This is a genomic window from Streptomyces sp. NPDC002680, from assembly GCF_042889145.1.
Lineage (GTDB): Bacteria > Actinomycetota > Actinomycetes > Streptomycetales > Streptomycetaceae > Streptomyces > Streptomyces adonidis.
This window is the reverse complement of the sequence record NZ_JBIAQP010000014.1, coordinates 34,555-50,335: the sequence shown is the minus strand read 5'-3', so window position 1 is coordinate 50,335 and position 15,781 is coordinate 34,555. Positions and strand designations below refer to the sequence as shown.

The 15,781-nt window shown below is 71.4% G+C and carries 13 protein-coding genes; 3 read left to right on the top strand and 10 right to left on the bottom strand.

The annotated features are described in order from the left end of the window. Positions 1 to 81 precede the first annotated feature (81 nt). The 7 genes from rnc to recG form a co-directional block, all read right to left on the bottom strand. Positions 82 to 909, bottom strand: a complete 828-nt coding sequence (rnc, locus tag ACFYXF_RS32850; protein WP_389355164.1) for a ribonuclease III — start codon at positions 907 to 909, stop codon at positions 82 to 84. Between the two features lie 19 nt (positions 910 to 928). Beyond that, complete coding sequence (gene rpmF, locus ACFYXF_RS32845; protein ID WP_030753522.1) at positions 929 to 1,102, bottom strand: 50S ribosomal protein L32; 174 nt, start codon at positions 1,100 to 1,102, stop codon at positions 929 to 931. Positions 1,103 to 1,104: 2 nt separating this feature from the next. Next, positions 1,105 to 1,755, bottom strand: a complete 651-nt coding sequence (locus ACFYXF_RS32840) for a YceD family protein (protein ID WP_389355162.1) — start codon at positions 1,753 to 1,755, stop codon at positions 1,105 to 1,107. Between the two features lie 129 nt (positions 1,756 to 1,884). Further along, the gene (locus tag ACFYXF_RS32835; RefSeq protein WP_389355160.1) at positions 1,885 to 2,937 is read right to left on the bottom strand and encodes an ATP synthase F0 subunit B; all 1,053 of its coding nucleotides are present in this window, start codon (positions 2,935 to 2,937) and stop codon (positions 1,885 to 1,887) included. Between the two features lie 58 nt (positions 2,938 to 2,995). Next, positions 2,996 to 3,475, bottom strand: coding sequence for a pantetheine-phosphate adenylyltransferase (gene coaD, locus ACFYXF_RS32830; protein ID WP_389355488.1), 480 nt, complete (start codon positions 3,473 to 3,475; stop codon positions 2,996 to 2,998). A gap of 26 nt (positions 3,476 to 3,501) precedes the next feature. After that, the gene (gene rsmD / locus ACFYXF_RS32825) at positions 3,502 to 4,236 is read right to left on the bottom strand and encodes a 16S rRNA (guanine(966)-N(2))-methyltransferase RsmD (protein ID WP_389355158.1); all 735 of its coding nucleotides are present in this window, start codon (positions 4,234 to 4,236) and stop codon (positions 3,502 to 3,504) included. Then, positions 4,233 to 6,455, bottom strand: coding sequence for an ATP-dependent DNA helicase RecG (gene recG, locus ACFYXF_RS32820; RefSeq protein WP_389355156.1), 2,223 nt, complete (start codon positions 6,453 to 6,455; stop codon positions 4,233 to 4,235). The genes rsmD and recG overlap by 4 nt, the downstream gene beginning before the upstream one ends. A 171-nt stretch (positions 6,456 to 6,626) precedes the next feature. Between recG and ACFYXF_RS32815 the strand changes: the two genes are divergently transcribed. Both ACFYXF_RS32815 and ACFYXF_RS32810 read left to right on the top strand, forming a co-directional pair. Next, positions 6,627 to 8,480, top strand: coding sequence for an HSP90 family protein (locus ACFYXF_RS32815; protein WP_389355154.1), 1,854 nt, complete (start codon positions 6,627 to 6,629; stop codon positions 8,478 to 8,480). Beyond that, the gene (locus tag ACFYXF_RS32810; RefSeq protein WP_389355153.1) at positions 8,477 to 11,422 is read left to right on the top strand and encodes a tetratricopeptide repeat protein; all 2,946 of its coding nucleotides are present in this window, start codon (positions 8,477 to 8,479) and stop codon (positions 11,420 to 11,422) included. Before ACFYXF_RS32815 ends, ACFYXF_RS32810 begins: the two co-directional genes overlap by 4 nt. A gap of 262 nt (positions 11,423 to 11,684) precedes the next feature. On the opposite strand, the gene ACFYXF_RS32805 is transcribed toward ACFYXF_RS32810, so the two are convergent. Further along, entirely contained in the window at positions 11,685 to 13,412 is a 1,728-nt protein-coding gene (locus ACFYXF_RS32805; RefSeq protein ID WP_389355152.1) for a DAK2 domain-containing protein, read from the bottom strand. A 276-nt stretch (positions 13,413 to 13,688) separates the two neighbouring features. Here ACFYXF_RS32805 and rpmB point away from each other — a divergent pair, with 276 nt between their 5' ends. Beyond that, positions 13,689 to 13,874: a 50S ribosomal protein L28 gene (rpmB, locus tag ACFYXF_RS32800; protein WP_004924906.1), complete on the top strand. Its 186-nt coding sequence runs from the start codon at positions 13,689 to 13,691 to the stop codon at positions 13,872 to 13,874. Between the two features lie 87 nt (positions 13,875 to 13,961). On the opposite strand, the gene thiD is transcribed toward rpmB, so the two are convergent. Both thiD and ACFYXF_RS32790 read right to left on the bottom strand, forming a co-directional pair. Continuing rightward, entirely contained in the window at positions 13,962 to 14,747 is a 786-nt protein-coding gene (thiD, locus tag ACFYXF_RS32795; RefSeq protein WP_389355151.1) for a bifunctional hydroxymethylpyrimidine kinase/phosphomethylpyrimidine kinase, read from the bottom strand. 14 nt (positions 14,748 to 14,761) lie between these two features. Next, entirely contained in the window at positions 14,762 to 15,727 is a 966-nt protein-coding gene (locus ACFYXF_RS32790; protein ID WP_235474587.1) for a thiamine-phosphate kinase, read from the bottom strand. Positions 15,728 to 15,781 lie beyond the last annotated feature (54 nt).

Below are 15,781 nucleotides of genomic sequence, written 5' to 3'. Positions count from 1 at the left end.
CCCCACCGGGCCCGCAGACAACGAAAACCCGAAAAACACCAGTGCAAGTCCCGCGAGGGACAAGCACTGGTGCACACAACCTCAGGCAGAGGTAGAGGAAGACACGTCCACGTCCTCCTCAACAGGCACCGCGGCCTCAGCAACGGCAGCCTCGGCAGCCGCTTTGGCACGTTCATCCGCATCCGCGCGGATGGAACGCCAGGCCGACTCCGCGGCCTGCTGCTCCGCCTCCTTCTTGCTGCGGCCGGTGCCGGTGCCGTACGAGACGCCTCCGACGCGGGCGGCAGCAGTGAAGGTCTTCTCGTGGTCCGGACCGGTCTCCGTGACCAGGTACTCGGGAACACCGAGCCCCTCGGTCGCGGTGAGTTCCTGGAGACTGGTCTTCCAGTCCAGGCCGGCACCGAGGTTCGAGGACTTCTCGATCAGCGGGTCGAAGAGACGGTGGACGAGTTCGCCCGCCGCGTCGAGACCCTGGTCGAGATAGACAGCGCCGATCACCGCTTCGAGGGTGTCGGCGAGGATGGACGCCTTGTCCCGCCCGCCCGTGCCCTCTTCACCCCGGCCGAGCCGGATGAAGGAGCCGAGTTCGAGCCCACGGCCCACCTCCGCGAGCGCACGAGAATTGACCACCGCGGCCCGCAGCTTGGCCAACTGGCCTTCTGGGAGGTCGGGGTGGGTGCGGTACAGCGTGTCCGTGACCACCAGGCCGAGCACGGAGTCCCCGAGGAACTCCAACCGCTCGTTGGTGGGCAGACCGCCGTTCTCGTACGCGTACGAACGGTGGGTCAGCGCACGCACCAGAAGGGCGGACTCCAGCTGGTAGCCGAGCCGCCCTTCCAGAAGCGTGTGGGACGAGGCCGTGTCCGCCGTTTTTTTCTTGGCGGTCGAGTCCGCCTGGGCGTCAGACATGAAGCCTCTCACCAGCCGCTCAGACCTCGAGGACCTGGCGCTTGTTGTAAGTGCCGCAAGACGGGCACGCGATGTGCTGCAGCTTGGGCTCCTGGCAACGCTCGCACGCAACCAGAGTGGGGACCGCAGCCTTCCACTGCGACCGGCGGTGGCGCGTGTTGCTGCGCGACATCTTCCGCTTCGGAACAGCCACGGCTACTTCTCCTGCTTCTCGTCGACGCCCGCTTCCGCGTCGGCGCCGCTGATCTCGTCCTTCTCGCCGGGTTCGAGTGAACCTGCGAGTCCCTGCAGTGCCGCCCAACGGATGTCGACGGCGTCGTGGTGGTGGTCCGGGTCGTCCGCCAGCCGGGCTCCGCACTGGGAGCACAGGCCGGGGCAGTCGTCCTGGCACACCGGCTGCATCGGCAGTGCGAGCACCACCGCATCACGCAGCACGGGTTCGAGGTCGAACAAGCCGTCCTCGATGAAGAGCGTGTCCTCGTCTTCCTCGGCGTCGTCGGCCGGCTCCGCTTTCACACGGCCCCGGTCGTCGGCGTCAGGGTACGAGAACATCTCCTGGAAATCCGCTTCGAGCTGCTGCTCGAGCGGCTCCAGACACCTTACGCACTCCCCCTTGGCGCGTGCACGGGCGGTGCCTGTGACAAGCACACCTTCCATGACCGACTCCAGGCGGAGTTCGAGCTCCACCGGCGAGCCTTCCGGCACTCCGATGACTCCCGCGAGACCGAGGTCCTTGGGAGCGTCGATCTCACGGGTCAGGCGCTGCAGCGCGCCAGGACGCCGCCCCAGCTCGTGTGTGTCGAACACAAGAGGGTTGCGGTGGTCGAGGCGGGCGTTCAGAGCCATTCCTGCTTTCGATCTTCGATGCTCAGCCGCCCGTCTTCCGGGCAGCGGTGATCGCAGAGGTACACGCGACCGAAGAGCCAGGATACTGGACCTTCCGCCCACGGCCCAATCCGGTCCCCGCGCGGGCACTTACTGCCCGCCGCGCCCCTGTTCGTAGGCGCGCAGCTGCTCGGCGCTGATCATGGTCGTGTCGAAGAAGCTGGTCTCGTCGAGGGTGTGCGGCTGCTGCGGCTGCTGCGGCTGGACCTGGGCGGGGTCGTAGGCGGCCTGCTGAGCGTCGTAGCCCTGGTAGGCGTAAGGGTCGGCCGACTGGTAGCCGTACGGGTCCTGCTGCTGGGCGTACGCCTGCTGGTAGCCGCCGTACGGGTCGGCGGGCTGCTGGTAGCCGTACTGGTCCTGCTGGCCGTACTGCTGCTGGGCCGGGATCTCCGCCGCCCGGGGCTGTACCCCAAGGGAGTCCGGGGAGTCGGCGAGGTCGGCCAGGTAGTCGGCGTCGCTGGTGTGCTGCCTGGGGCTGCCGTCGTCGTCCTGGCCGAGGGCGCCGAGGTCGTCGGAGGCGATACGGCCGTGCAGGGTCTGCCGGCCACGGCCGACGGCCTCCAGGGTCTTGGCGAGGACGGCCTCGAAGGCGCCGAGCTTCACGTCGACGTATTTGTCGGCGTTGACGCGCAGGGTCTCGGGGTCGTGGCTGCGCTCGGGGGCGTCCTCGTCCTCGTAACCCTGCTCGTCGAGGCCGGGGCCGGTGCCGAGCAGCTTCTCGCGGCCACGGCCTACCGAGCCGAGGGTCTTGGTGAGGACGACCTCGAAGTTGGCGAGCTTGGAGTCGACGTAGTCGTCGGCCTCGGCGCGGACGTCCTCGGCCTCCTTGCGGGCCTCGGCGAGGATGCGGTCCGCCTCGTTCTGGGAGCGGCGGGCGACCTCCGTGTCGGAGATCAGCGAGCCGCGCTCCTCGTGGGCGGTCCGGATGATCCGGTCGGCCTCCTGGCGGGCCTGCTCGACCAGCTGTTCCCGGTCGCCGATCAGCTCCTGTGCCTGGGCGAGGGAGCCGGGCAGGGCCGCGCGCACCTCTTCCAGCATCGCGAGAAGGTCGGCGCGGTTGACCACGCACGAGGCCGACATGGGCATCGACCGGGCACTGGAGACCGAGGAGACGATCTCGTCGAGCTTCTTCTGCACGTCCACCGTGTGCTCGCCACTCTCTACAGCTGTGATGAAGACGGACGGGTCGACTGTAGCCCCATCAGTCTTTACGGAGCCGTTCGTTCAGGGCTTCGAGGACGGTGGGGGGCACGAGGTGGGCGACGTCGCCGCCCCAGGTGGCGACCTCCTTGACGAGCGAGGAGGACAGGAAGCTGTAGGTGGGGTTGGTCGGCACGAACAGGGTCTCGACACCGCTCAGACCGTTGTTCATCTGGGCCATCTGGAGTTCGTAGTCGAAGTCGCTGACGGCGCGCAGGCCCTTGACGATCGCCGGGATGTCGCGCTGCTTGCAGTAGTCGACGAGCAGGCCGTGGAAGGCCTCGACCCGGACGTTTCCGAACTCGGCGGTGACCTGGCGGATCAGGTCGATCCGCTCGTCGATCTCGAACAGGCCCTTCTTGGACTTGTTGATCATGACCGCGACATAGACCTCGTCGTACAGACGGGAGGCGCGGGAAATGATGTCGAGGTGTCCGTTGGTGATCGGGTCGAACGACCCGGGACAGACGGCGCGGCGCACTAGTGATCCCTCGCTCTCCGGTCCGGTCATCGTGCGTCTTCGCACGTAGAGGCGGCGCGACCGTACCAAAACGTTCCCTCGCCGTAGCGACGGGCCCGGAGCGCTTCGAAGCCGTCCGGCCACCCGAATTCGCCGCCTCTGGTGCTGCGCTCCACGGTGACGAGGGCTTCGGCCGCGAGCCAGCCCCCCGCCCGGAGTGTGAGCAGGATCTCGCGAAGATCGTCGTCCGGAACGGCGTACGGCGGGTCTATGAAGACGATGTCGTACGGCTGTGCGGACGGCGTCTGAACAACCTGTTCCGCCTTGCCCGCCCTGACCTCGGCGCCGGGCAGCCCGAGCGTCTTGACGTTCTCGCGGACGATGCGGGCGGCGCGGGGGTCGGCCTCGACGAGGAGGGTGTGGCCTGCGCCGCGGCTGAGCGCCTCCAGGCCTACGGCGCCCGAGCCTGCGTACAGGTCGAGGACGCGTTCGCCGTCCAGGGGGCCGCCGAGGAGGGCTTGCCAGGTGGAGAAGAGGCCCTCTCGGGCGCGGTCCGATGTGGGGCGTGTGCCGGTGCCCGGCGGGACGGCTAGGCGTCGTCCGCCGGCTGTGCCGGCGATCACGCGGGTCATCTGGGGGTCCTCTGTCCGTGGCCGTGAGGTGGTTGCGGGTTCAGTTTCGCAGGAGGGGGTGGGGGGTGCGTTGTGGTGTTGGCGACTGCGGGCCCGGTGGGGGCTGGTCGCGCAGTTCCCCGCGCCCCTAAAGGGGCACGTCCATCTCACCCCTTGTCCAGGTACTGCTCCCTCTCCTCGTCCAGCAAGGCGTCCAGCGCCGTACGGAGGCCCGGGAGACTTTCCAAGTCCGGGTCGGCGGCGACAACCGCCGCTGCCTCCTCCCTTGCCTCCGCGATGATTTCCTCGTCGTCGATGACCGTGAGCATGCGCAGGGATGTGCGGGCGCCCGACTGGGCCTGGCCCAGGACGTCGCCCTCTCTGCGTTGTTCGAGGTCGATGCGGGAGAGTTCGAAGCCGTCGAGGGTGGCCGCGACGGCGTTGAGGCGCTGGCGGGCCGCGCTCGCCTCGGGCATCTCGCTGACCAGGAGGCAGAGACCGGCCGCCGAGCCTCGGCCGACGCGGCCCCGGAGCTGGTGGAGCTGGGAGACGCCGAAGCGGTCGGCGTCCATGATCACCATCGCGGTCGCGTTGGGCACGTTGACGCCGACCTCGATGACCGTCGTGGCCACCAGGACGTCCGCCTCCCCGGCGGCGAAGCGGCGCATCACCGCGTCCTTGTCGTCGGGGTGCATCCGGCCGTGCAGGATCTCGACCTTGAGTCCCTGGAGGGGGCCCCGGGTGAGTTGTTCGGCCACCTGTACGACGGCTAGCGGCGGGCGCTTCTCCGCCTCGTCCTCCGCCGACTTCCTGGCCTTCTTGGGGTCGTCCTCCTCGTCGCCGATGCGCGGGCAGACCACGTACGCCTGGTGGCCGCCCTCGACCTCCTCGCGCACGCGCTCCCACGCGCGCGCCAGGAAGTGGGGTTTGTCCGCGGCCGGGACGACATGGCTGGCGATCGGGGAGCGGCCGGCCGGGAGCTGGTCCAGGACCGACGTCTCCAGGTCGCCGAAGACGGTCATGGCGACCGTGCGCGGGATGGGTGTGGCCGTCATGACGAGGAGGTGCGGGGGTTGTTTGCCCTTGCCGCGCAGAGCGTCGCGCTGTTCCACGCCGAAGCGGTGCTGTTCGTCGACCACCACCAGGCCGAGGTCGTGGAACTGGACCTTGTCCTCGATCAGCGCGTGCGTGCCGATCACGAGCCCCGCCTCGCCGGTGACGAGGTCGAGGAGCGCCTGGCGGCGGGCGGCCGTGCCCATGGAGCCCGTGAGCAGGACCACCTTGGTGGCCTTGTCCGCGCCGCCGAGCATCCCGCCCTCGGCCAGCTCCCCCATCATCTCGGTGATCGACCGGTGGTGCTGCTGGGCGAGCACCTCGGTGGGCGCGAGCATCGCGGCCTGGCCACCCGCGTCGACCACGGCGAGCATGGCGCGGAGGGCCACCATTGTCTTCCCCGATCCGACTTCGCCCTGAAGCAGCCGGTGCATCGGGTGTTCCGCCGCCAGGTCGTCGAAGATCTCCTTGGAGACCTTCTGCTGGCCCTCCGTGAGGGTGAAGGGCAGTTTCGCGTCGAAGGCCGTGAGGAGGCCGTCCGGGGTCGGTCTGCGCGGGACCGCCGGGAGTTGGGCGTCCGCGTGGCGGCGGCGGGCCAGGGCGATCTGGAGGACGAACGCCTCGTCCCACTTGAGGCGGGTGCGCGCGTCCTCGATGTCCGCCTTGGTGTGCGGGCGGTGGATCTTCAGGAGTGCCTCGGGGAGGGTGGCGAGGCCCCTGCCCTCCCGGAGGGAGGGGGGCAGCGGGTCGACGGCCTCCTGGGCGAGGTCCAACACCGTCTGCAGCGACTTGGCGATCTTCCAGGACTCCAGCTTCGCCGTGGCGGGGTACAGCGGGATCAGTGCACCCGCCCAGGAATCGACCGTCTCCGCTGCCTCGTCGGTGTCCCCCCGCAGCAACTCGTACGCCGGATGGGCGAGTTGGAGGCGGCGGTTGAAGACCGACGCCTTGCCCGCGAACAGTGCGCGGGTGCCGGGGAGGAGTTCCTTGTGGGGTTTGTGGACTCCATGGCCGAAGAAGACCAGTTGGAGCCGGCCGCTGCCGTCCGTGATGGTGACTTCCAGGCGCTGGCCCTTGCCGCCCCGGGCCTTCGAGGAGGCGAAGGTGTGCAGGCGTGCGTCGGCCACCTGGGCGACCACCGTCACGTGTTCGTCCATGGGGAGGTCGGCCAGGTGGGTGAGCTGGCCCCGCTCCTCGTACCTGCGCGGATAGTGGTGCAGGAGGTCGCCGACGGTGTGCAGGCCGAGGTGCTCGGCCATCACCTTCGCGGTGGCGGGGCCGAGCACTGATTTCAGTGGTTGCTTCAGTGGTTCTTCCAGTGCGGGCACGAGATCCATTGCACACCACACCACTGACATTCCCGTATACGTATAGCGAATCCGCTGGTCAGGCGGCTCGTTCGGGGCCTAGGATGGCGCGCCCGGCCATCCCCCGCGGTCACCGCCTCACCGGGACCGCCCGACCCCGCGCCGTCGCCAGAACCTGGTCCCCCCTCCGGCGCTGCGACGATGGACTCCCAGACCTCACAGTCATCCCAGGCATCCCAGTCACCGCATACGTTCCAGGTCGACCTGCGCGGCCTCGTGGACCTGCTCTCCCATCACCTCTACTCCAGCCCCAAGGTCTATCTGCGCGAGCTGCTGCAGAACGCCGTGGACGCGATCACCGCCCGGCGCGCGGAGCAGCCCGACGCCCCGGCGCGGGTGCGGCTGTACGCGGAGGGCGGCACCCTGCGGGTCGAGGACTCCGGGGTCGGTCTCACCGAGGCGGACGTGCACAACCTGCTGGCGACCATCGGCCGCAGTTCCAAGCGGGCGGACCCCGGCGACATCCAGGAGGCGCGTTCGGAGTTCCTCGGCCAGTTCGGGATCGGGCTGCTGGCCTGTTTCGTCGTGGCCGAGCGGATCAGGGTCGTCAGCCGCAGTGCCCGTACGCCGGACGCACCGCCCGTGGAGTGGACGGCCGCGGACGACGGTTCGTACACCGTGCGTACGCTGCCCGACGACGCCAGGACCGAACCGGGCACCACCGTGCACCTGGTGGCGCGACCCGGGGCCGGCGAATGGCTCACCGAGGAGCGGGTCCTGGCGCTGGCGCGGGACTTCGGCTCGCTGCTGCCGTACGACGTGCGGGTGGGCGACGAGGCGGTCACCGATCTGCCCGCGCCCTGGAACCGCCCGTACCCGTCGCCCGCCACCCGGAGGGTGGCTCTTCAGCGGCACTGTCACGACCTGTTCGGGTTCTCGCCGTTGGACTCGATCGACCTGGACGTGCCGCTCGCGGGGATCCGCGGGGTGGCGTACGTCCTGCCGTCCTCGGTGAGTCCGGCGCAGCGCGCGAGTCACCGGGTGCACCTGAAGGGCATGCTGCTCACCGAGCGGGCCGAACAGCTGTTGCCCGACTGGGCGTTCTTCGTGCGGTGCGTGCTGGACACCGACAGTCTGCGGCCGACGGCTTCGCGCGAGGCGCTGTACGAGGACGAGACGCTGGCCGCCGTACGGGAGGCCCTGGGCGAAAGGATTCGCTCCTGGCTGACCGGGCTCGCCGCCGGTGATCCGGAGCGGCTGTCCGCGTTCCTGTCGGTGCACCACCTGGGCGTCAAGTCCCTGGCCAGGCACGACAAGGAGATGCTGCGCACGATGCTGCCGTGGCTCCCCTTCGAGACGACCGACGGGCAGCTGTCCCTGGAGGAGTTCGCGCAACGGCACCCGGTGGTGCACTTCACCCGGAGCGTCGAGGAGTACCGGCAGGTCGCGCCGATCGCGTCCGCGCAGGGCGTCGGTGTCGTCAACGGCGGCTACACGTACGACAGCGAGCTGATCGAGGCGCTGCCTTCGGTGCGCCCGGGGACCGTGGTCGCCGAGCTGGACGCCGACACCGTGACCGCCCATCTGGACGCGGTCGCTCCGGCCGAGGAGCTGGCCCTGGCGGCGTTCCTGGGGGCCGCGCGGGCCAAACTCGACCCCCTGGGGTGCGATGTCGTGCTGCGTGCCTTCCATCCGCTGTCGGTGCCCGCGCTGCATCTGGACGACCGGGCGGCCCGGCACGAGCAGGCCCGCGCGGAGGCCGAGGAGCGGGCCGACGACCTGTGGGCCGGCATCCTCGGCTCGCTGCGGGGCAGCGCCCCGCGCGCGCGGCTGGTGCTCAACCATCTCAACCCGCTGATCCGGAGGATCAGTTCCCTGGACGACCCGGAACTGATCGGCACCGCCACGGAGTCCCTGTACGGGCAGGCGCTGCTCATGGCGCAGCGCCCGCTGCGGCCCGCGGACTCCGCGCTGCTGAACCGTGCGTTCATCGGCCTCCTGGAGTGGGCCACCCACAGCGATCCCACGGAGCCCACGGAGGACGGCCGGCGATGAATGAGATCAAGGACTTCGACGCGCTCCGCGAGGCCATGGCACTCAACGCCGAGCAGCCCGAGGGACCGGCCCGCAACGCGCGCGCGGAGCAACTGCTGGCCGAGGCGGAGAAGCTGAACATCCCGCTCGCCGTGATCGAGGCGCTCGGGCACCAGCTGAAGGCCTACAACTACAGCTCCGAGAAGGACCGGATGTTCGTCCCCTTCGCGCGTCTGCTGCGCATGTGGGACGAGCGGCCCGAGGACTTCGACGAGTACGAGGCCCACACGCTGCACTGGGTCTTCAAATGGATGACCGCGGGCATGCTGGACCAGCCGCACATCCCGCTGGCCTCCATCGAGAAGTGGCTCGGCGAGATGGAGCACCGCTACCGGCTCGCCGGGCACTCCGAACGGGCCGTGCGCGGCGCCGAGTTCAGTGTGGCCGCGCATGTCGGCGACCTGGCGCGGGCCGAACGTGCGTACGCCGCCTGGCTGGCCGCCGACCGCGACAGCATGGCCGACTGCCACGCGTGCGAACTGCACAGCCAGGGCTGGTGGCAGGCCGAGCGGGGCGCGGACGCGGAGGCGCTCGACCTGTGGCGGCCGGTCCTGGAGGGCGAGTTCACCTGCGCCCACGAGCCGCACACCGTCCTGGCGTCCTCCCTGGGCCCCCTGCTGCGCCTGGGCCGCCTGGACGAGGCCCGCGCACACCATCTGCGGGGTTTCCGGCTGGTGCGGCCCATGGAGAGCATGCGGGGCGCGTACGCGGACCACGTCGAGTTCTGCGCGCTGACCGGGAACGAGGCGCGGGGCCTGGAGCTGCTCGCGGAGCGTCCCGCGTACTTCACGGACTCCGGTCAGCCGCGCAGCCAGATGGACTTCATGGCCGCCGTGGCACTCCTGATGGACCGGCTGACCGGCCTGGGCATGGGCGCCCAGTCGGTGCCGGGCCCGGCCGGACGCGACTGGACCGCCCGCGAACTCGCCGTCCACGCGCGCGAGGAGGCCCTTTCGCTCGCCGCGCGCTTCGACGCCCGCAACGGCACGTCGTACGTCGGTGAGGACGTCCGCGCGCGCATGGCGCAGGTTCCCCTGGTGGACCGGCTGCCGCTGGGTGTGCGGGCGTCCGGCATCCCCGCGCCCCGCAGGGCGCCCGTGGAGTCCGTGTACACCCCGGACACCGCCGAGCAGCGGACCGACGCCCCCGGCGACCTGCCCGCGCTGCTCGCCGAGGCGCGCCGGATGTCGAACGGGCTGCTCCCGCACGCGATGGAGGCGTGGGCGGCCGTCTCCCGGGCCGCCGAGGGCGTCGAGCTATCGGTGGCCGACCAGGCGGAGATCGTCGACCACAAGGCCATGGAGGGCGGTCCTGAGGGCATCGCGCTCTTCGAGCGGGCCGCCGAGCTGTACGCCGAGGCGGGCGACCCCGGCGAGGCCCTGGCCGCCCGCGCCCGCGCCGCGTACGCCCGCGCCCTGGAGGGCGACATCGACGCGGCCCTGGACGCCGTCTCCGAGCCGTACGAGGAGGTCCTCGCCCTCTACTCCGACGAGGGCACCGGAGTACGGCAGGCCGCGGCCGTCCTGATGGGGCGCGCCCGCATCCTCATGCGCCAGGTCGAGGAGACCGGCACCGACCGGGCCCTGGCCGCCGCCGAGAACGCCGTACGGGAGCTGCTCGCGCTCGTCGACGGCCACGCCGGGGACGACGTACGCCTCGCCTCGCGCGGCGCGGAGGCCCAGGCCATGCTCGGCGAACTGGCGACGCGCACCGGGGACCTCGAAGGCGCCGCGGAGCTGTTCACCTGGGCCACGGACGCGTTCGTCGCGGCGGGGCTGCCGTGGTTCGCGGTGGAGTACGAGGCCCGGCTGGCCGGACTCGCCCACCATCTCGGCGACATCGCCGGGGCCGAGCGGGCGCTGCGGGGAGCCCTGGAGCACGGCGGGGCGTATCTGGAGGCGGCGGGGCAGGCCCAGCTGAACCTCCAGCTCGCCGAGATCCTCGGGGCGCGTGACGAGGTCGGCGAGGCCGCGGACCACGCCCTGGAGGCCGCGCACTGGGCCGACGAGGCGGGCGAGGGCCCGACCCTGGGCGCCTGGGCCCGGCATCTGCTCGGCGGTTTCCTGCTGCGGCAGGGCCGGTGGGCGGAGGCGGCCGAGGTGCTGGAGTCGGCGCTGCCCGACCTGAGCGCCGAATCGCACGGCGACGGGGCGGTCGTCCAGACACTGTGGTGGCTCGCCGACTGCCTGGCCGAGCTGGGCGAGCACCGAGAGTCGGCGGAACGCCGCCTCAAGGCCGCGGAGATCGCCCGCCACTGGCCCGAGCAGCAGGACCACGCGACCCTCGCCCACCTCGCCGCCGAGTCCCTCGGCCAGGCCGGGCTGCCCGCCGAGGCCGACCAGGCCTACGAACGCGCCGGCGACCTGTGGCGCTCGCTCGGCAATGTGCACGGGCTGGTGCGTGCCCTGCGCGCCCGCGCGTGGCTCGCGCTGCGCACGGAGGCGGGCCTGACGGGGGCACGCCTCCGGATGCAGGACGCGGTCCGTGAGTGCGGGCAGGCCCTGTCGGAGGCGGACGACCTGGAGTCCCGCGAGCAACTCGGCGCCGAACTCGCCCACACGCACCGCCAGTTCGGCGACCTGCTGGCTCGCTCGGCCACGGAGGACGCGGAGGACGGCGCGATCGAGGCGGCGTTCGAGGAGGCGCTGGCGCAGATGAGAAAGGCGATCGCGGTGTTCTCTTCCCTGGGCGAGGAGGGCCTGCACGGGCGCACCGGCGCGGAGCTGGCCGCGGGGTGGTTGGAGGCGGATCTGAGCCGGCCGGGGGAGGCGGCGGCACGCGCGCGGGGGGTGTTGCGGGCGTACGGGGGCTCGACCGAGGAGTCGGACGCGGAGACGGTACGGGCGCGGCGGGCCGAGGCGGAACAGATGCTGCAGCTGATGGAGGAACAGGAGGCGGAGTAGCTGCTCCGGAGTTTCCTCGCCCCCGCCGCCCCTACCCGTCCCATCCCTGGGGGCTGCGCCCCCAGACCCCCCTACGGCCCTGAACGGGCCTTGTCCTCAAACGCCGGACGGGCTGAAATGCCCCGGCTGGCGCTCAAAGATCAAGTCCCGGCCCGCATCTCCAGCCCGTCCGGCGTTTGAGGACGAGCGCGTTCAGCGCGACAAGGGGGGTCTGGGGGCGCAGCCCCCAGGGATGGGAACGGGTAGGGGCGGCGGGGGCGATTCACTCCACCCCGATGAGCAGCAGCGCACCCTGTCGGCCGCCCCGGTACACCACCGTGTCCACAGCCAGGTATCCCTCCCGGACCCGTGTCTCAAGGTGAGTCGCGATCGTCTCCGGGGCCTCGTCCCCCAGGACGAGGGTCACCATCTCGCCGCCCGCCTGGAGCATCCGGTCGATGACCGCCACCGCCGTCGCCGTGACGTCCGAGCCGATCACGGCGACGTCGCCGTCGATCAGGCCGAGGACGTCACCGGCCTGGCAGATCCCGGCCATCGTCCAGGACTGCCGTTCCGCGACGGCGAGTTCGGCGTACCGGGTCGCCCCGGCCGCCGAGGTCATCGCGACGACATCCTCGTCGAACCGCCGCTCCGGTTCGTGCACGGCGAGCGCGGCGATGCCCTGGACCGCCGAGCGGGTCGGGATCAGGGCCACGCGGATGCCCTCCGAGCGGGCCTGTTCGGCGGCCGCGGCGGCGGTGTGGCGCAGGTCGGCGTCATTGGGCAGCAGCACGACCTCGCGCGCGTGGGCCCGCCGTACGGCCTCGACCAGCTCCCCGCTCGCGGGAGGTTCGCCCGGCCGCGCGAGCACGGTGGTCGCGCCGGCCTCGCCGTACAGCCCCGCCAGCCCCTCCCCCGGCACGACGGCCACGACGGCCCGCTGCACCCGCTCCCGGGGCGGCCGTCCGGCACCCCCGGTGTGCACGTCGCCGACCCCGAAGTGCGTGATCCGGATCCGGTAGGGCCGCCCCGCCTCGACGCCCGCCTCCACCGCGGCACCGGCGTCGTCGACATGGACGTGCACGTTCCACAGCCCGTCGCCGCCGACCACCACGAGCGAGTCCCCGAGCCCGTCGAGCCGCTCCCGGAGCCGATCGACGGCCGCGTCCTCAGCCTCCAGCAGGTAGATCACCTCAAAGGCGGGACCGGAGACACCGTCGTCGTCAACACAGTCGACCTGCTCGTCAAGAGCATCAGCATCAAAGAACCTGCCAGGTACGCGCACGCGTACCGCCCCAGCACCCCCCGGCGCCTCCCCCCTGAACGTCTCCACCAGCGCCCCGAGCACCGTCACCAGCCCCCGCCCACCGGCATCGACGACCCCCGCGCGCCCCAGGACGGCCAGTTGCCCCGGGGTCGCGGCCAGCGCGGCCGAGGCACCCTCGTACGCGGCTCTGGCGACCGTCCCGCAGTCGCCCTCCGCCTCCGTCGCGGCGTCGGCGGCGGCCGAGGCGACCGTGAGGACCGTGCCCTCGACCGGGTGGGCCACGGCCTCCCGGGCGGCGTCGGCCGCGTGCCGCAGAGCCAGGCACAGACCGGGGCCGTCGATGTGAGCGCTCTCACCGCCCGGCTCACCGTCCACGTCGGCGGCCAGCACCTGGGCCATGCCGCGCAGCAGCTGCGCCAGGATCGTGCCGGAGTTGCCGCGCGCGCCTATCAGCGCGCCGTGGGCCATCGCCCGGGCCGCGTCGGCCAGCGTGGGAGCCCCGGAGGCACCACTCGCGCCTACCCCCGCCCCTGCCCCCGCCTCGTGCCCTGCGAACGCCGCCTCGACCGCCGCGCACGCCGACTCCAGCGTCAGATACAGGTTGGTGCCGGTGTCGCCGTCGGCCACCGGGTAGACATTGATCGCGTCGATCTCCTCGCGCGCCCGCCCCAGCGCGGCCAGCGCGAGTCCGCACCAGGTGCGGACCGCGAGAGCATCGAAGAATGTCTGCGGCACCTGCGGCACCTGTGCCTCCTTGAGCTGCTGGACGTGGCACGCAGCGTAGACCCCGGGTGAATGCCGGGTGGCCCGGGGCGGGAGCGAGGCTCTGATCAGCCATGGTAGTTTCGTTGTACTGGCGCAGTCGTTGTATGCTGCTCCGGTTGCCCGATAGAGACGACCGTCCCAGACGGTCTTCGCACATCGGGCCTTCTCCCTGGCACCGCCACTCAGATCCTACGATCCTGATCCGGGCATGCCGGGATCAACCCGTAAGAGCATCTGAAGTCTTTGGAGTGACCCGTGGCTGCCAACTGCGACGTCTGCGGCAAGGGGCCGGGCTTCGGCAACAACATCTCCCACTCGCACCGCCGTACGCCCCGTCGCTGGAACCCGAACATCCAGCGCGTACGTACCGTGGTCGGTGGGACGCCGAAGCGCGTGAACGCTTGCACCTCGTGCATCAAGGCCGGCAAGGTCTCGCGCTGACGCTCAGCTAGCGCGCGGCCACTGCTGGTTCGCTGCACAGAGCCGGTCCACCTCGGTGGACCGGCTTTTTGCCGTACCCCCGCGCAACTACGCCCGGAACCGCCAGCCGTGATCCACCGGCCCGATCCCGCCCCCCAGCGCGAACCCGGCCGCGATCGCCCCGGTGACGTACTCCTTCGCCGCCGCCACCGCCTCCGGCACCGAGAGCCCCCGCGCCAGTCCCGACGCGATCGCCGACGCCAGCGTGCAGCCCGTGCCGTGCGTATGCCGGTTGTCGTGGCGCGGGGCGCGCAGCCAGTGCTCCTCGGAGCCGTCCGTGAGCAGGTCCACGGCCTCACCGGGCAGATGCCCGCCCTTGATCAGCGCCCACTTCGGCCCGTACGACAGGACAGCCGCCGCGGCTTCCCGCAACTGTCCCTCCGACTCGACCCGTACGCCCGTGAGCTGGGCCACCTCGTCGAGGTTCGGCGTCGCCACGGTCGCCACCGGGAGCAGTTTCGTCCGTACGGAGTCCAGTGCCGAGGCGGCCAGCAGCGGGTCCCCGTGCTTCGAGACGCCCACCGGATCGACGACCGTCGGCACGTCCGTCGCCGCGATCAACTCGGCGACCGCCTCGACCAGTTCGGCCGAGGCGAGCATCCCGGTCTTGACCGCCTGTACGCCGATGTCGTCCACGACACTGCGGTACTGGGCCCGTACCGCCTCCACCGGCAGTTCCCAAGCGCCCTGTACGCCGAGGGAGTTCTGCGCGGTGACCGCCGTGAGCACGCTCATGCCGTGCACGCCGAGCGCCAGCATCGTCTTCAGGTCGGCCTGGATTCCCGCGCCACCGCCGGAGTCGGAGCCGGCGACAGTCAGCACGCGCGGAGGCACGCTCCTGGCTCCGCTCACGACTCGATGTCCGCGAAGTGGTCCCAGCCGCCCTTGCTGGTCCAGGGGGCCCCGTCGACCGTCACCTGCGGCAGCGCCGACGGGTTGAGGACCTCGCCGATCACCTTCCAGCGGGCGGGCAGCTTCACGTCCGGCGGGAAGGTCGCCACGATCGCGTGGTCCTCGCCGCCGGTGAGCACCCACTGCATGGGGTCGACGCCGACGGCCTGCCCGATGTCGTTCATCTGGGACGGGATGTCGATCGCGCCCGAACGGATGTCGATCCGGACCTTGCTGGCCTCCGCGATGTGCCCGAGGTCGGCGATCAGCCCGTCGCTCACGTCGCACATCGCGGTCGCGCCGAGACCGGCCGCCGCCGGGCCCGCGTGATACGGCGGTTCCGGGCGCCGATGGGCCTCGACGAAGGCGCGCGGCGAGCGGAAGCCGCGCGAGAGCACCGCGTGCCCGGCCGCCGACCAGCCCAGCCAGCCGGTCACGGCGACGACGTCACCGGGCCGGGCACCGCCCCGGACGACCGGCTCGTGGTTGCGCAGATCACCGAGCGCGGTGATGGACACCATGATCGTGTCCCCTCGTACGACATCACCGCCCACCACGGCCGCGCCCGCGACCTGGCACTCGTCACGCAGACCGTCCATCAGTTCGACGGGCCAGGTGACCGGAAGATCGGCGGGGACGACCAGGCCGAGCAGCAGTGCGGTCGGTACGGCGCCCATGGCGGCGATGTCCGCGAGGTTCTGAGCGGCCGCTTTACGGCCCACGTCGTACGCGGTGGACCAGTCACGGCGGAAGTGCCGCCCCTCCAGGAGGATGTCGGTGCTCGCCACGACCCTGCGGTCGGGCGCGGCGACCACGGCGGCGTCGTCGCCGGGGCCGACCCGGACCGCCGGGGTGGTGGTGAGCCGGGAGGTCAGCTCCCTGATGAGCCCGAACTCCCCCAGCTCTCCCACAGTGCCCTTCATAGACGTACGTCCCCTTCTGGTGCTGTCCCCGTTGCTGTCCGTGCCCGGTCGCGA